14 protein-coding genes are annotated in these 15107 nt (G+C 59.3%); 10 read left to right on the forward strand and 4 right to left on the reverse strand.

All coding sequences use genetic code 11. The features are described from left to right. Window positions 1-20: 20 nt before the first annotated feature. From WB650_RS13455 to WB650_RS13480, 6 genes are all read left to right on the forward strand, one after another. Window positions 21-1604 carry an ABC transporter substrate-binding protein gene (locus tag WB650_RS13455; protein ID WP_422303670.1) on the forward strand — a complete coding sequence of 528 codons (1584 nt, stop codon included), beginning with the start codon at window positions 21-23 and terminating at the stop codon, window positions 1602-1604. Beyond that, window positions 1601-2521: an ABC transporter permease gene (locus WB650_RS13460; protein WP_422303671.1), complete on the forward strand. Its 921-nt coding sequence runs from the start codon at window positions 1601-1603 to the stop codon at window positions 2519-2521. Before WB650_RS13455 ends, WB650_RS13460 begins: the two co-directional genes overlap by 4 nt. Further along, complete coding sequence (locus WB650_RS13465) at window positions 2518-3330, forward strand: ABC transporter permease (RefSeq protein WP_422303672.1); 813 nt, start codon at window positions 2518-2520, stop codon at window positions 3328-3330. The genes WB650_RS13460 and WB650_RS13465 overlap by 4 nt, the downstream gene beginning before the upstream one ends. A gap of 71 nt (window positions 3331-3401) precedes the next feature. Then, window positions 3402-4421 carry a phosphotransferase family protein gene (locus WB650_RS13470; RefSeq protein ID WP_422303673.1) on the forward strand — a complete coding sequence of 340 codons (1020 nt, stop codon included), beginning with the start codon at window positions 3402-3404 and terminating at the stop codon, window positions 4419-4421. Between the two features lie 28 nt (window positions 4422-4449). Beyond that, window positions 4450-4875 carry a DUF6285 domain-containing protein gene (locus WB650_RS13475; RefSeq protein ID WP_422303674.1) on the forward strand — a complete coding sequence of 142 codons (426 nt, stop codon included), beginning with the start codon at window positions 4450-4452 and terminating at the stop codon, window positions 4873-4875. Window positions 4876-4878: 3 nt separating this feature from the next. Beyond that, on the forward strand, window positions 4879-5898 hold the full coding sequence (locus tag WB650_RS13480; RefSeq protein ID WP_422303675.1) for a DUF7064 domain-containing protein: 1020 nt from the start codon (window positions 4879-4881) through the stop codon (window positions 5896-5898). An 8-nt stretch (window positions 5899-5906) separates the two neighbouring features. Here WB650_RS13480 and mtnA read toward each other — a convergent pair whose 3' ends face one another. After that, window positions 5907-6941, reverse strand: coding sequence for an S-methyl-5-thioribose-1-phosphate isomerase (gene mtnA / locus WB650_RS13485; protein WP_422303676.1), 1035 nt, complete (start codon window positions 6939-6941; stop codon window positions 5907-5909). A 147-nt stretch (window positions 6942-7088) separates the two neighbouring features. Continuing rightward, window positions 7089-7472, reverse strand: coding sequence for a hypothetical protein (locus WB650_RS13490; RefSeq protein ID WP_423960816.1), 384 nt, complete (start codon window positions 7470-7472; stop codon window positions 7089-7091). A gap of 630 nt (window positions 7473-8102) precedes the next feature. Between WB650_RS13490 and WB650_RS13495 the strand changes: the two genes are divergently transcribed. Next, window positions 8103-8408: an RNA recognition motif domain-containing protein gene (locus WB650_RS13495; RefSeq protein WP_422304531.1), complete on the forward strand. Its 306-nt coding sequence runs from the start codon at window positions 8103-8105 to the stop codon at window positions 8406-8408. A gap of 139 nt (window positions 8409-8547) precedes the next feature. Continuing rightward, the gene (locus tag WB650_RS13500; RefSeq protein ID WP_422304533.1) at window positions 8548-9486 is read left to right on the forward strand and encodes an aldose 1-epimerase; all 939 of its coding nucleotides are present in this window, start codon (window positions 8548-8550) and stop codon (window positions 9484-9486) included. Here WB650_RS13500 and WB650_RS13505 read toward each other — a convergent pair. Beyond that, entirely contained in the window at window positions 9473-10282 is an 810-nt protein-coding gene (locus WB650_RS13505) for an enoyl-CoA hydratase/isomerase family protein (protein WP_423960819.1), read from the reverse strand. The two genes, WB650_RS13500 and WB650_RS13505, sit on opposite strands and share 14 nt — an antisense overlap. 127 nt (window positions 10283-10409) lie before the next feature. Between WB650_RS13505 and WB650_RS13510 the strand changes: the two genes are divergently transcribed. Further along, window positions 10410-11792: a sulfatase-like hydrolase/transferase gene (locus WB650_RS13510; protein ID WP_422304537.1), complete on the forward strand. Its 1383-nt coding sequence runs from the start codon at window positions 10410-10412 to the stop codon at window positions 11790-11792. A 159-nt stretch (window positions 11793-11951) separates the two neighbouring features. On the opposite strand, the gene WB650_RS13515 is transcribed toward WB650_RS13510, so the two are convergent. Next, window positions 11952-12137 (reverse strand): hypothetical protein, encoded by a 186-nt coding sequence (locus tag WB650_RS13515; protein WP_422304539.1) that lies wholly within the window; start codon window positions 12135-12137, stop codon window positions 11952-11954. Window positions 12138-12969: 832 nt separating this feature from the next. On the opposite strand from WB650_RS13515, the gene WB650_RS13520 reads away from it, so the two are divergent. Further along, entirely contained in the window at window positions 12970-15078 is a 2109-nt protein-coding gene (locus WB650_RS13520; RefSeq protein ID WP_422304541.1) for a heterodisulfide reductase-related iron-sulfur binding cluster, read from the forward strand. Window positions 15079-15107 lie beyond the last annotated feature (29 nt).

Here is a 15107-nt window from a genome sequence, read left to right on the forward strand (position 1 = left end):
ATGTTATTATCGCGCCAACTGTGTGGACGCGGAAGACAACCCAGCGGCTGTTATTGCTCGCGCAGATTACTGCGGCGCTCGTCGCGCTCGCGGGATGCGATCATCGTCGTAACGATTGCACTCCCGGGACGATCCAGGTTGATATTGAAACCTCGCCGACCTCGGCCGACCCGCGTTTTGGCACTGACGCGATGTCCTCACGCGTCAATGAACTGATTTTCGATTCTCTGGTTAGGAACGATCGCAACGGCCAGTTCGTCGGTCGACTTGCCCAAAGCATTGAGCATCCCTCCCCGACGACGACCGTCTATCACCTCAATCACGGAGTGCGCTTCAGCGACGGCCGGGAACTTACAGCACGCGATGTGCTGTTCACTTACAATTCGATACTCGCTCCCGAATCGATGTCGCCGAAGCGCGCCAGCCTCGAGGAATTGAAATCAATCGAAGCGCCCGACGATTACACTGTCGTCATTACGGTGGCGCATCCATATGCGCCCGCGGTCGAAATAGCGACTGAAGGTATCGTGCCGCTCGGGACCCCGCTGCCTGCGCAAGGAAGCAGTGCCGCGCCTGTCGGTAGTGGACCTTTTAAGATGGTCGCCTACTCGCGCGACGAAGCCATCCGGCTCGAGCGCAATCCGTACTATCCGCATCCGCCCGGCGGCGTCGAGTCGATCTTTTTCAAGATCGTACCCGACCCCACAGTGCGCGCGCTCGAACTGGCAGAAGGGGTTTGCGATTTCTCGGGGAACAATATCCAGAACGACGTCCTGCCGTGGCTTGCTGCGCATCAGTCGATTGAGATCAGCAAGACTCCCGGAACTACCTATCGCTACCTGAGTTTCAATTTTCGAAATCCACGACTGCGCGATCTGCGCGTGCGGCGAGCGATCGCCTACGCGATCGATCGCAATGCAATAGTCAGTTCCGTATTATTGGGTGATGGCCGAATAGCCACTGGCATGCTCTCGCCGGAGAGTTGGGCATACCAAGGCAACGTCACTAGCTATTCTTACGATCCTGAAAAAGCGCGTCAACTTCTCGATCAAGCAGGCTATCCTGCCGGCAAAGATGGTATGCGCGGGCTTCGATTCGAATTCAAGACCTCTGCCGAAGGCGCGCGCATTGGCGAAATCTTTCAAGCGATGCTTCAGCGAATGGGTATCGAACTGACTATACGAACGCTCGAGTTTGCCACCTACTATGCCGACATTCAGGCCGGGAACTTCGATATCACGTCGTTGCAGTGGGTCGGCATAAACGATCCGAACCAATACTACAGAGTATTTGATTCGAAGAAGACGCCTGCGCACGGTGAGAACCGCGGATACTATTCGAATCCTGAGATGGACCGTCTTGTCGAGGCGGGAAAAACTAACCTCGATCCTGAGGCCCGGAAGAAAATTTACGCGCAGGTACAGCAACTGGCTGCCGAAGATCTGCCGTATGTGTCGCTGTGGTGGGTCGACAACGTAGCCGTGATGAATCGACGACTGGTCGGCTTCGAGGCGTATCCCAACGGCAGCCTCCGCTCGCTCGCGACGCTTAAGCTCGCTGCACCCCACGGCGGCGGCGGAGAACCCGTCGCATCGATCCAGTGATCAATCATCTGATGCGACGCCTGCTCGCGCTGGTACCCGTAGCGATTGGTGTCGCGACGCTGACCTTCGCGATCATCCACCTGGTGCCCGGCGATCCCGTGATCGCGATGCTCGGCGAAACCGCCGCGCCCGCCGACATTGTCGGGATGCGCCGTCAGCTCGGCCTCGACCGTCCTATGCTGGCACAATACGCGGCCTATTTCGGCGGACTCGCTGTCGGCGATCTCGGCGTGTCGATTTCGTATCGCAAGCCCGTCGCGCGCCTCATTGCCGAACGCTTCCCCGCAACAATCGAACTCGCCGCCGCGGGAATGCTCGTCGCGATACTGCTGGCATTCCCGCTGGGACTAATCGCGGGTTCGAATCCGGGCGGCGCCGGCGACCTCGGCGCAATGGGATTTGCGATCGTCGGCATTTCGGTTCCGCACATCTACCTCGGTCCGCTGCTCATGATTTTGTTTTCTCTGGATCTGCGCTGGCTGCCGCTAACCGGCCGCGGAGGAATCTCTCATCTTGTCTTGCCCGCGGTCACTCTTGGCACCGCGCTCGCCGCGATTCTCGCGCGGATGCTGCGCCAGAGCCTGATTCGCGTGCGCGAGAGCGACTACATGCGCACCGCTCTCAGCAAGGGGTTGAGCGCGCGGGCCGCCCTTTTTCGCCACGGCCTCAAGAACGCGCTCACCTCCGTCGTGACGATCATCGGGCTTCAGATGGGCGCGCTGCTGAGCGGCACGCTCATCACCGAAATAATCTTCTCATGGCCCGGAATCGGCCGCCTGCTGATTACCGCGATCGGTGCGCGCGACTATCCCGTCGTCGAGGGATGCGTCCTCACCTTCGCGATGACTTACGTCGTCGTGAACATGGCGACTGATCTGGTCTATGCGATGGTCGATCCGCGAGTAAGAATCTCGTGAAATCATTCTTCCGCAATCCGTCACTGGCTATTGGAGTGACTATTGTCGTCGCGACCGTCGCGGCAGCAATTTTCGGTCCGATAGTGTTTCGCACCGATCCTCTCTCGATCGATCTTGCAAACATTCTCGCCGGACCCAGCCGTGCGCATCCGTTTGGCTGCGACGCCCTCGGCCGTGACATTCTTGCCCGAATCCTGTCGGGCGCGCGTCTTTCACTCTCGATTTCCACCGTCGTGGTTGCGATCTCGCTAGTTGTCGGCAGCCTGATTGGCGCTACCGCGGCGCTGTCGGGCGGTCGAATCGACAATCTCATAATGCGCGGCGTGGATATCGTCCTCGCGTTTCCCGGAATCCTGCTCGCGATAGCGCTGGCCGCCATTCTCGGTCCGGGGCTGATCGATCTCGTGATTGCGCTGACCGCAATGGGATGGACTGGCTACGCGCGCATCGTCCGCGGCGAAGTGCTGACTTTGCGCGAGCGCGAGTATGTGCTCGCGGCAGAAACTCTCGGCGCCGGCCGGTCGCGACTGCTGATGCGCCACATTCTACCCGGAGTCGTCGGACCACTCGCGGTGCAGGCGACATTCGGAGTCGGCGGAATAATCGGGGCCGAAGCCGCGCTTTCGTTCCTCGGCCTCGGCGCGCTCCCGCCCACTCCCACTTGGGGCAACATGCTCGACGCCGGCCGCGCGTTCCTGCTCGTCGCGCCGCATCTCACGACGGCGCCGGGACTCGCGATCGGATTTTCGATTCTCGGCTTCAACCTGCTCGGCGACGGAATCGCGCAGAAGGTCGGGCATCGAGCCTGACTTACTATCCTTCGGTATGCGAACCGCCGAAATTTCGTGATACTTATTCTGATCGGAAGTGAGCGTAGGTAGTGGAGAGAATCGAACCCGCAGAAATAGTCCAGCGCCTGACCGGCTTCATTCGCACTGAAGGCCGCTTCGATAACGTCGCGATCGAGAACTTCCGCAAGATGCCCGGCGGCGCGTCGCGCGAGATCTGGTCATTCGATTGCGCGATGGATCGGGGCGGCGAAACTATTCGGCGCGCGATGGTGTTGCGGCGCGATCCCGGCGCCCACAACATCTCGACCAATCGCCGTCACGAGTTCATGGTGATTCGCGCAGCTTTCGAAGAACGCATTCCTGTCCCCGAGGTGTTCTGGGTTTCCGAAGATCCGGCCGTGCTTGGCTCCGCTTTTTTCATCATGGAACGCGTCGATGGTGAGACTATCGCGCGCCGACTGCTACGCGACGACGCCTATGCACGCGCGCGCGACGTGATGCCCACTCAGCTCGCCGACATTCTTGCGAAGATTCATCGGATCGATCCCGTTAAACACAAGCTCGACTTCCTGCCGGAGCCGGGCGACAACGCGGCGCTGACCGAGGTCAAACGCTACGAGGAAAACTTTCGACGCCTCGCGCTCGAACCTCATCCGGCGTTCGAGCTGGCTTTCCGATGGCTCCTGAAGCGCATTCCAAGGACTCCGCGAAAGACGCTGGTGCATGGCGACTACCGAATCGGCAATGTCATTTTCGGTCCCGAAGGCGTGCGATCAATCCTCGATTGGGAGTTGGCACATCTCGGCGATCCGATGGAGGACGTCGGATGGATGTGCGTGCGTGCATGGCGGTTCGGCAACGATCAGAAACCGGTCGGCGGACTCGGCACTCGCGAGGATTTCTTTCGCGCTTACGAAAAAGCCAGCGGCACCGCAGTCGATCCTGAAGCGGCGCGCTTCTGGGAAGTCTTCGGCAATTTGCGCTGGGGCATAATCACCATCAGCCAGGCCCGAACTCATATCGACGGATTCGTGAAGAGCGTCGAACTGGCTAGTATCGGACGGCGAACGGCCGAAACTGAATTGGAGTTGCTGAATCTCATTGAATAGAGACATGGTAATCAAGTGAGTAATCAATATGCAGGACCGACCGACTTCAATTGAACTGCTCGAAGCGGCCGCCGACTTCGTCGAGAGCGAACTCGTGCCTGCAGTGCAGGGCGCGCGCCAATTCCAGGCCCGAGTAGTCGCCAATGTGATGCGCGTCGTAGCGCGCGAAATAAAGCTCGAAGATCGGTTGGTTCGGAGCGAGGTGAAAGCCTTGGCACATCTGCTCGGCCACGATGCGCCGCATCTGCATAGCCTCAACGATCTGTGCGCTGCTGCTGTCAGCATGGGCGAAGAACTGACTTCGAAAATTCGCGCCGGCGAGGCTGACGACGGCGACTGGCGCCGCGACGTGCTTGCGGTTGTGCGCCAGAGCGTCGAGGATAAACTGCGTATCGCGAATCCTCGCTACCTCGAAAACGACCTGGCCATTCGCAACTCCAAAAAGGAGATCTGACTAATGCCTGAAACCAAAGTGGTACTGCTCGAGCAGGACGACCTGATGCATCCGAACACCGGCGAGTCCAATTTCAACGAAAGTGCATATTATAATTTTTACGATCGCACTCAGCGTCTGGGCGGTTTTATCCGACTGGGTAATCGCGCGAACGAAGGTTACGCGGAGATGACCGCGTGCATCTACCTACCGGATGGAACCGTCGGCTTCATGTTCCAGCGGCCTGAGATCACGAACAATGACGCTCACAATGCGGGTGGCGCAAAATTCGAGGTGATCAAACCGTTCCAGCACCATCGCGTCACCTATCACGGCAAACTTTGCGTTCTCAAGAATCCGCTAGAGATGGCCGATCCAGCCAAGGCGTTCAAGACCAATCCATACTCGAAAGCCGCGCTTGAGATTGACTATGTCGCGACTTCTCCCGGTTGGGGCGGCGAATTGCGCGAGAAGAGCGGAGATCAGTGGATCTCGCCTAAGCCATCCGGCGACCCCGAGGCTCAGTTCGCCAAGGGTCACCTCGAGCAGCTCGGACACGCAACCGGAAAACTTCTTCTCTCGACTGACGGCAACGAGCGCGAGTTCAAAATTGATGCGCTCGGTCTGCGCGACCACAGTTGGGGACCGCGCTATTGGCAGGCGCCGAAGTTCTATCGATGGCTCACGATGAACTTCGACCAGGATCTCGGTGGTATGGCGACGATCACCGTGAATCGCGATGGTAGCGAACGCCCGGGCGGGTTCATTGCGCGCAAAGGCAAGCCCTTTCTCAATATCGTAAAGGTCGATGTGCAAACCGAATTCGCCGGCGATCAGCAGCTCCACGACAAGATCAAAGCGGTCTGTCAGACCTCCGATGGCGGAGCGCCAATAGTCATAACGGGTAAGGTGCTATCTATGATCCCGTTGCGCAACCGTCGCGCCGGTATAGTCACTCGCATCGCGGAAGGTATGACCGAGTGGAACTGGGACGGCAAGATAGGCTATGGGCTTTCTGAGTATCTCGACCACTTCGAGGAATAGTCAGTCGATCAGCGTCTGCTCTTGAGCGCGCGCAAACTTTCCGTGTAAGGCGGATATGCGACGCCGCGCTCGGTGATAATTGCCGTTACCAACTCGGCCGGCGTGACATCGAACGCGGGATTGAAAGTGCGGACGCCCTTGGGTGCGATCTGCTTGCCGCCGTACTCAGTAAGCTCGCGGCCCGAGCGCTCTTCAATCGGAATCGACGCGCCGTCGGGACAGTCCAAGTCGATCGACGACAGCGGCGCCGCGACGTAAAACGGGACGCCATGCCTCCGTGCCATTACCGCGAGCGGGTAGGTGCCGATTTTGTTCGCCACGTCGCCGTTAGCTGCGGTGCGATCTGTCCCTACCACCACGCAATCAATCTTATGTTGCGAGAGCACCGTCGCCGCCATGTTGTCGGCGATTACCGTCACCGGTATTCGATCCTTGTGCAGTTCCCATGCGGTCAGGCGCGAGCCCTGCAAAAATGGCCGCGTCTCGTCGGCGAACACCTGGATCTTTTTGCCGGCGTCGCGCGCTGCGCGGACCACTCCGAGTGCCGTGCCGTATCCAGCCGTCGCGAGCGCGCCGGCGTTGCAATGTGTCAGCACAGTGGCCGGGTCTCCGATGAGTTCGGCGCCGAACTGACCCATCGCGCGATTCGCCGCCACGTCCTCCGTGTATATCGCGATCGCTTCCGCGCGCATGCGCCCAAACAGTTCTGCCGCATCCAGCGAATCGCTCTCTTCGAGCACCCGTTCCATCCGATCCACGGCCCATGCCAGGTTTACTGCAGTTGGCCGAGTGGCTTTGAGAGCCTTCGCGACGACCTCGAAGCGTTTTTTCGCCTTCGCGCCCGCGGTGCCTTTGATTCCTAGTGCGACCCCCATCGCGGCTGCGACTCCTATCGCGGGCGCGCCGCGAATCACCATCGTGCGGATTGCTTCGGCGACGCCGCGGTAGTCGCGATAGGTTCGAATCACCTCGCGCGCCGGGAGCAGGCGCTGATCGATCATGCGAACGGTATCCGCCCGCCATTCAATAGTCATCACAGCCATGTCGTCTGACTTTTTCGCTCGCGCGTGAGGTTTCAAACTCTGCATTGTTTTGAGGAATAGAAAACGGCGCTGCTGATATTCGCCGCGCCGCTCAACTAGCTTCGATCGCACGATACCGCATTGTGGCCGGCTCGCGCGAATCTTCAATTAAACTTTTTCGTATACTCCCCGCGCTTTTCGTTTTGCCGCGCCGGCATCGATCCATCGCGTAATCGCCGCAAAAATCTCCGACGGCCGCTTCCCTTTGAGTCCCCGCACGTTGCGCACGTCGGCCGCTTTGAATTGCTTGGGAAGTGCCGAAAGCACTGCGCGCCAATTGACCCGGCCGGTCGGTCCGCTGCTGACCGACTTTGCCGAACCGCCCACTCTACCGATCAACGATCCGAGTCGCGCTTCCTCTTGTTTCAGTTTACTCAGTGCCGATTCCTTCAGACGGATCTCCTTGCGTAGATTGAGTAACAAGGTGCGCGCTTGCCGCTGCACTTGCTGGAAGGCTGATGCGGCTCCGCGAGTAGTATCTTTGCGAGGCATATAGCTATCTCCTTTCCCGGAAGTGACCAGTACAAATCAAATTGGAAGATACACAATTAATCCCATACCTACAAGTATCAAAGTCAGTTTGTCTACTATCAACATCAGCCAACTGGATATAGCCGATAGTGTTTTGAATTGATGTTGATTTGTGCACCCAGATAGTCACACGCTCAAAAGTTTTCTCAGTTATCAAAGTGATTTGACGCGTCAACCGGTTCGCAACGATCGACGCCCCGATGTTTCTCATCTTCACGGCGAACATCATCGAAACTTATCCATCAGAACAAGCGTCGTTCGATGGCAATCTATCGCGCGACTCTCGCAAGTCAGCATGTTGTGCGACGAGTCATACAGCCCTGGTGTGATGGTGCTAGCCGAAATCCTAATGCTGACCTCGGACGCTAAAACGATTTTAGAATCAACCAGAGAGCAAAATGCTCGCGGTATCACACCTAAACATTTGGGCAAATCGGCAAACAAAAAGCAGGGAATTTGACGAAAACAGCACTATGTTTGCGCTTGGTACGATGGTATAAGCATGTCGGATTTTGACTAGATGCGCGCTCTTGGTATAGGCAAATGCTGGACGCCTCGAGACACTCGGGGTTGCGCGCAAGGAGAGGGGTAATGGGCCGCAGACTGTATGTTGGGAATCTGGCTTGGACTGTGACCGACCAGGATCTGCTCGACGTATTTTCAGAAGCAGGAAAGGTGGACAGCTCGCAAGTCATCATCGACCGCGCCACCAACCGCTCGCGAGGATTCGGTTTCGTCGAGATGGGAACCGATGAGGCGGCCGAAGGCGCAATCAAGAAACTGAACGGCCGCGACATCAAGGGCCGCCCGATTCGCGTCAACGAGGCACAGGCGCGCAGCGGCGGTGCCGGTGGCGGCGGTGGCGAACGTCGCGGCGGCGGCGGACGCGATCATTAGTCAGTTCCTATTCGGAATAGTCCCGCGATTGTAGTTCGCCCTCTCGTCGCCGGGCAAAATATACTCAGCCCACTTGAGGTACGCCCGATTTTCGGGCCGAACCCTCGCGTCTGTTCGTTCGTAGCGCTAAATCATAACTGTGGAATTGATCACGCTTGAAGTTCAGAGCGAGCGCGCGGTTATCGTGCCGGGCGCCGGGTGCCAGTGTCTCAGTTATCGCGCCGGGACGCTCGACGTCATCGCGGGCCCTGCCAGTCCCGACGCATGGCGCGAGCATCCGCATCGCGGCGGCATTCCAATTCTCTTTCCCTGGCCCAGCCGTATCGCCGGCGCACGCTTCACCTTCGAGGGCCGCGAATACCGGCTGCCGGTGAACGAGCCCGCGCGCGGCAACGCGATTCACGGCTTCGCGTGCGAACGTGCGTTTCGTGTGACACGTCGCGGACCCTACTTCGTCACCGCGATTCTCGATTCTTCTGACTATTCGGATCTCAATGCTATCTGGCCGTGGCCGTTCACGCTCGAAATAGACTACCAAGTAGGTAATGGACTGAGATTGAAGGCGCGCATTACCAACACCGGCGACTCGGTCATGCCATTCGGATTCGGCGCGCATCCGTACTTTCGCGCGCCGCTGAACCCCAAGGGCTCGCGCGATGCGATGCTGATTCAGCTCGACGCCGACGCTCAATGGGCACTCGACTCGCGCCTCGTTCCGACTGGTAGCCTCGAGCCGCTGTCAGGCAGGTTCGATCTTCGCGCGCCGCGTGCGATTGGAACTGATACTTACGATGACGTTTTCCGCATGGCGCCTGTCTCGACGGACGACCCGTCGATGGCGCGCGCGCGGCTAATCGATCCGTCGATGAAGATTGCGGTGGAAGTTCGCGCTGACGCCGTGTTCGGCGAGTTCGTGGTCTTCGCGCCGCCGAACAATCCCGTCGTCGCGCTCGAGCCGTATACCTGCGCGCCCGACGCCTTCAATCTAGCGGCTCGTGGTGTCGCGGCCGGGATGCGATCACTCGCACCCGGCCAGACTTTCGAGGCGAGCTTCGAGATTCGCGTCAGCGCCCCTTGAAGCGCGGCTCGCGCCGCTGCGCCAGGGCAGTCGCACCCTCGCGAAAATCCTCCGTCATTAGCAACGAGCTCTGCGCGAGCACCTCGAGCTCCTGGAACGTCATCTTGTCGAGGCCGTGACCCTTGTCGATGATCCGCTTCGCGAGTCCAACTGCCAGCGGCGCGTTACGCGCCATCTCGCGCGCAAGCTCTTCGGCCGCCTCGAGATGCGTCCCCTCCGCGACGACGCGATTCACCAGCCCGATCTTTTCAGCGTCGGCCGCCTCGATCATCCGCGCCGTCATGATCAGTTCCTTCGAGCGCGCGTAGCCGACCGTGCGCGTCAGGCGCGTGGTGCCACCGACGTCGGGCACCAGGCCGATGCGCACCTCCGGCATCCCGAGCCGCGCGCCCACCGACGCGATTCGCGCATCGCACGCGAGCGCCAGCTCGAGGCCGAGACCGCCGACGAATCCGTGCAGCGCGCCGATGACCGGCTTCTCGATACTCTCGATCCGGTTCAACGACGCCTGCGACTCCGCGACGAAACGCCGAAAGCGCTGCATGTCAGGACCGCCGCCCTGCCCGCTCTGCGCACCGCTGTCGTTGCTGAGCGAGGTGAAATCGATCCCCGCCGAGAACGCCTGCCCTTCGCCGTAGATGATGATCGCGCGAACGTCGTTACGATCGACCTCGTCGATCGCCTCTGGCAGCGCGCGGAGCATCGCCTGGTTGATCGCATTGCGCTTCTCGGGCCGGTTGAGCGCGATATACGCGATCTCCCCTTCGACTCGAACTTTGATTGGATTTTCAGCCATGTTAAAAACCTCGATTGTAGTTGAAGGTATCGCGCACCCGCCCGCCGCGCGCAACTGCTCGATCACGTCAGGAGCCCGAGGCACATCCGCCCGCTTCTTTTTGTGCTACGAATTCGATTGAGACTCGATGACCTCGCGCCCGAACATCATCCTCATCCTCGCCGACGACATGGGTTATGGCGACTTCGGATGCTTCAACTACGGCGCCTCGCGCACGCCCACTCTCGACCATCTCGTGAACGAGGGAGTCTGCCTGACGCAACACTACTCGGCGTCCCCGGTTTGTGCGCCCGCGCGAGCCTCGCTGATGACGGGCCGCTATCCGCATCGCACCGGCGTGCTCGATACGCTCGAAACGCGCGGGCTCGATCGTCTTGCGCTTCGCGAATTGACCGTCGCCGAACTGCTGAAGCGATCAGGCTATAAGACCGGCCTCGTCGGCAAATGGCACAACGGCGCGTACGATTCGCGCTACCATCCGAACCGTCGCGGCTTCGAAGAGTTCGCAGGATTCTCCGGCGGATGGCAGCCGTACTACCAATGGAACCTCGATCGCAACGGCTCGATCTTGCACGCGGACGGCCGCTACCTGACCGACGTTTTCACCGAGGAAGCGATAGCCTTCATCCGGCGCCATCGTCGCGACGCGTTTTTTCTCTTTCTTGCGTACAACGCTCCCCACTTTCCGTTCGAAGCGCACGAGGCTGACGCCGCGCCCTACCACGCCAGCGGCAACTTCACGCCCGCCGTCAGCCAAATCTACGGGATGATCGAATGTATGGATCGCGGAGTTGCGCGAGTGCTCGAGGCCCTCGACCGCTCCGGGCTCACCGACAATACAATGGTGATGTTCTCGAGCGACAACGGTCCGCAGTTCGGCGGCAAGGGCGAGATGTGTACCGACCGCTTCAATTGCGGTTTCGCCGGATCAAAGACGCTCGTGTACGAAGGCGGAATCCGCCTCCCGATGGTCATGCGATGGCCCGCCGGGCTCGACGGCCGCCGCCAGGTCCACGACATGATTCATTTCACCGACTGGATGCCTACCCTCCTGACTCTCGCGGGCGCCGAGCCACCGCGCGACTTGCTGCTCGACGGAATCAACGTGACGCCGACGCTGCAAGGCGATTATGGCGAGGTCCCGACCGAGCGCTACTGGCAATGGAACCGCTACACGCCCGACGCCGAATGCAACGCCGCGATGCGCGACGGTCGATGGAAACTGGTGCGCCCGGCAATTCGCGAATTGATGATGGTATCGAACGACGACCTCGCCATGGACATCCAGTCAAAGTACAACCCCGAAAATTTCCACGACATCGTGCATACCCCCGAGCCCGACCGCATCAAGCCGCCACCACCTCCCGCGCAACTCTTCGACATCGTAAGCGACCCCTTCGAACGCAACGACCTGGCCGCGCAACACCCCGACCGCGTCTCGCAAATGACAAACGCTTTGGCCGCATGGTTCGAAGACGTCGAACAAGACCGCCTGACAATCGACGATTGATCTCCAATTCTTTAATTCCGGTCCCCCTTCCCGCTCGGGAAGGGGTTAGGGGTTAGGTTGTCAGATCGATTTGCCGATTTGTCATCCTGACAGAGTGAGCAACGCGAGCGGCAGGAAGGATCTCGGACAGCTTCGCGCACGCGAAGCCGGTCCCGGTTCTTATTCCTGTTGCCGGAACGCTGCCATCGAGCCGACGCGCTTAGCCATGAAAATGTCCGGCTTGCCGACACCGTTGGCGTCGTGGATCACTCCCACGATGACGAAGCCGATCTTTTGATAGAACTCGTAGGGATGATCGCGAAAGTTCCTGATGTTTCGAACGTGCTGCCAGACGTCAGGATACAAATCGATTCCTGCGATCGAAGTTTGGCTTTGCTCGTCGTCGGTGCCGAGATAGATGGTGCTGCCGCCAAGCGCGACGACGCGCTGCTCGAGGTCGCGTACCAGTGCGCGACCTATTCCCGCGTCGTTGTTGGTCGAGCCTTACGACGAGAGGATGAAGCTCCCACGCGTGTCCGTTGTAGTGTTTGATGCCGCCAATCCAGCCGACCGCCCTGCCTTGATCGTCTACCGCGACCCGGCTGACGCGATCAGGCGCGAATGATTCGCGCACTTCAGCAATGGCGGTGGGGAGGTCTGGAAATGCTTCCGGTGCGTTCCGTCTGAAGCCCTCCACCAGCATCTTTGCGATGGCTTGGACTAGCGATTGGTCGCTCGCTTCAACGTCGGTGATTCGCACGTTCACGGCCTTCGATTGTGAGCTTCCTGCGACCGACCGACAACGACGCTCCAGCTTATTTTCTATCCTTCTTTGGGGAGATGAACTTTTCAGCCTGAACCCGCCCGAATATACGTGCTACCAATACGGTATGGACGATCCGTCAAGCTGCCTCACGCTCGCCCAACTCGCGCCCGACATCAGGCCAACGCGGCCTTCTGCAAAAACAATTTTCGACGGAACGAAGCTACCCGTGGTGGTCGGCCGCCCCAAAACCACATCCCATGGTATGAAATCGCTCTTTCGCTCCCATTTGATCTGTCAGAATCACGCCACTTTGCGATCTTTCCAAACGAAAGCACCGCCAAACTTTTGCGACCGATTGAATTCATCCGCGATGGTCTGATTTAAGAGTCTGTTACAAGGCACCTTCACACCGGCTTTCCCGATGGAGCGCAAATGAACGAGCAAGTTACCCGCCAGATCCTGTGGAACATCCCCGCGCCCTTCATCGTGCTGATGTACGGGCTGCTCGTCTTGCTGATGGTCGGATGCGTCTACGCGTTCCTGAAATGGTATCGCCTCGTCACCCTCGGCGTCTCCGAAAATCGCCTCGATCATCCCTTCGAGCGCCTGATGCTCTCACTTCGCGATTCGTTCGGGCAGGGCAACGTGATTCGCGAGAGCTGGGGCTGGATGCATTACTCGTTCTACGTCGCCTTCGTCGGACTGTTCATCGGCACCACCATCGTGCTGATCAACAGCGACCTGCGCGACCTCTTTGATCTGTTCGGCCTCGATTTCTATTTCTACTACGGCGACTTCTATCTCTACTTCAAAGCCGCGATGGACACTTTCTTCCTGCTGCTGATTCTCGGCGTGCTGATGGAAGGTGCGCGGCGTGCGTTTCGCAAACCAACATTGCTGAACGAACCGCCCGCCGAGAAAATTCGCGACAATCTCGAGAACCGGCTCGGCTATGGCTTCCCGATGACTATGATGGTGCTGGCTGCCGTCACCGGCCTGATGCTCGAGGGCGCGCGGATCAACGCGGCGCATCCGGCGTTCCACGAATGGGCCTACGTGGGACGCGTCGTGGGACGAATCGAGGGCGGGCTCGGCGCGGGCGCGACGTACCATCGATGGCTGTGGCTGGTGCACGTCCTGTGCGTGTTCGTGCTGCTGTTTTGTTTTCCGTTCACCAAGCTGCGTCATCTGATTTTCGGGCCGCTGAATCTTTTCTTCCGCAACCTGGGTCCGCGCGGACGTCTGGCGCCAATCAAGGATTTCGAAACCGCGGAAACCTTCGGGGTCTCGCAAGTCGAGCAGTACACCTGGAAGCAACTGCTCGACATGAGCTCGTGCCTCGAATGCGGCCGCTGCACGATCAACTGCCCCACCGTCAACACCGGCAAAGTGTTGAATCCCAAGTATCTGGTGATCGAGCAGCGCGAGCATCTGTTGGACAAGGCGCCGTTTCTGCTCGCGGCGAAAGCAAACGGCAAAAACGGCAGCGAAAGCACCGAAGCCCCCGCGTGGAACGGTCCCGACATGATCACGCAGGTCGCGACCGAAGAAGCCGTGTGGGGATGCACGACCTGCGGATGGTGCGAAGAGGGATGCCCTGTAAGTATCGAGCACATCCAGCGAATCGTCGACATGCGGCGTTACGACGTGCTGATGGAATCGAGATTCCCGACCGAGCTGACCGGCGCCTTCAAAGGAATCGAGAACCAGGGCAATCCGTGGGGACTCGCACAGGAGAAGCGCGCCGAATGGGCGAATGGACTCGAGATTCCTGAAATTGCCGAGCTCGAAGATCCGTCAGAGATCGACGTGCTGTACTGGGTCGGATGCGCCGGCTCCTACGACGAGCGCAATCAGCGCGTCAGCAAGTCCTTCTCGGGCTTGATGAAACAGGCGGGCGTCAAGTTTGCCATCCTCGGACGCGAAGAGACTTGCACCGGCGACCCGGCGCGGCGCCTCGGCAACGAATACCTCTATGCCACAGTCGCCGCACAAAACGTCGAGACCCTCAATCGTTACAAGCCGCGGCGCATAGTCACTCAATGCCCGCATTGTTTTCACAATCTGAAAAATGAGTATCCCGACTTCGGCGGCAACTACACTGTCCTGCACGAAGCGGAATTTATCGACGAGCTAATCCAGGCCGGCCGGCTGAAGCCTCGCGGCAAGATCGACGAGCGCATCACCTATCACGACCCGTGCTACATGGCGCGGCACAATCGCAAATGGGACAGCGCCCGCAGCGCGCTCGGCGCAATTCCCGGCGCCGAAATCGCAGAAGTCGAGCAGTCGAAGAATCGCACTTTCTGCTGCGGCGCAGGCGGCGGATGCTTCTGGAAAGAGGAACACGAGGGCACCCGCATCAATCAGAAGCGCTTCGATCAATTGCAGGAAGCCAAGCCGAAATGCGTCGCCGTAGGATGCCCGTTCTGCATGACGATGCTCGAAGACGCAGTGAAATCCCGCTCGCTCGAAGAAACGATGCGCGTCCGCGACCTCGCCGAACTGGTCGCCGAATCCACCGGCGTCACCACGAAGTGAATGGGCGCTAATCTCATAGGGGACGCCAA

It is taken from the genome of Binatus sp. (SeqCode) (genome assembly GCF_049584895.1).
In the GTDB taxonomy this organism is placed as follows: domain Bacteria; phylum Desulfobacterota; class Binatia; order Binatales; family Binataceae; genus Binatus.

Coding starts and splice junctions, on each gene's coding strand:
- WB650_RS13520 (WP_422304541.1), top strand. CDS start 12,970: ATGAACGAGCAAGTTACCCGCCAGATCCTGTGGAACATCCCCGCGCCC.
- WB650_RS13505 (WP_423960819.1), bottom strand. CDS start 10,282: ATGGCTGAAAATCCAATCAAAGTTCGAGTCGAAGGGGAGATCGCGTAT.
- WB650_RS13495 (WP_422304531.1), top strand. CDS start 8,103: ATGGGCCGCAGACTGTATGTTGGGAATCTGGCTTGGACTGTGACCGAC.
- mtnA (WP_422303676.1), bottom strand. CDS start 6,941: ATGGCTGTGATGACTATTGAATGGCGGGCGGATACCGTTCGCATGATC.
- WB650_RS13480 (WP_422303675.1), top strand. CDS start 4,879: ATGCCTGAAACCAAAGTGGTACTGCTCGAGCAGGACGACCTGATGCAT.
- WB650_RS13510 (WP_422304537.1), top strand. CDS start 10,410: ATGACCTCGCGCCCGAACATCATCCTCATCCTCGCCGACGACATGGGT.
- WB650_RS13490 (WP_423960816.1), bottom strand. CDS start 7,472: ATGCCTCGCAAAGATACTACTCGCGGAGCCGCATCAGCCTTCCAGCAA.
- WB650_RS13475 (WP_422303674.1), top strand. CDS start 4,450: ATGCAGGACCGACCGACTTCAATTGAACTGCTCGAAGCGGCCGCCGAC.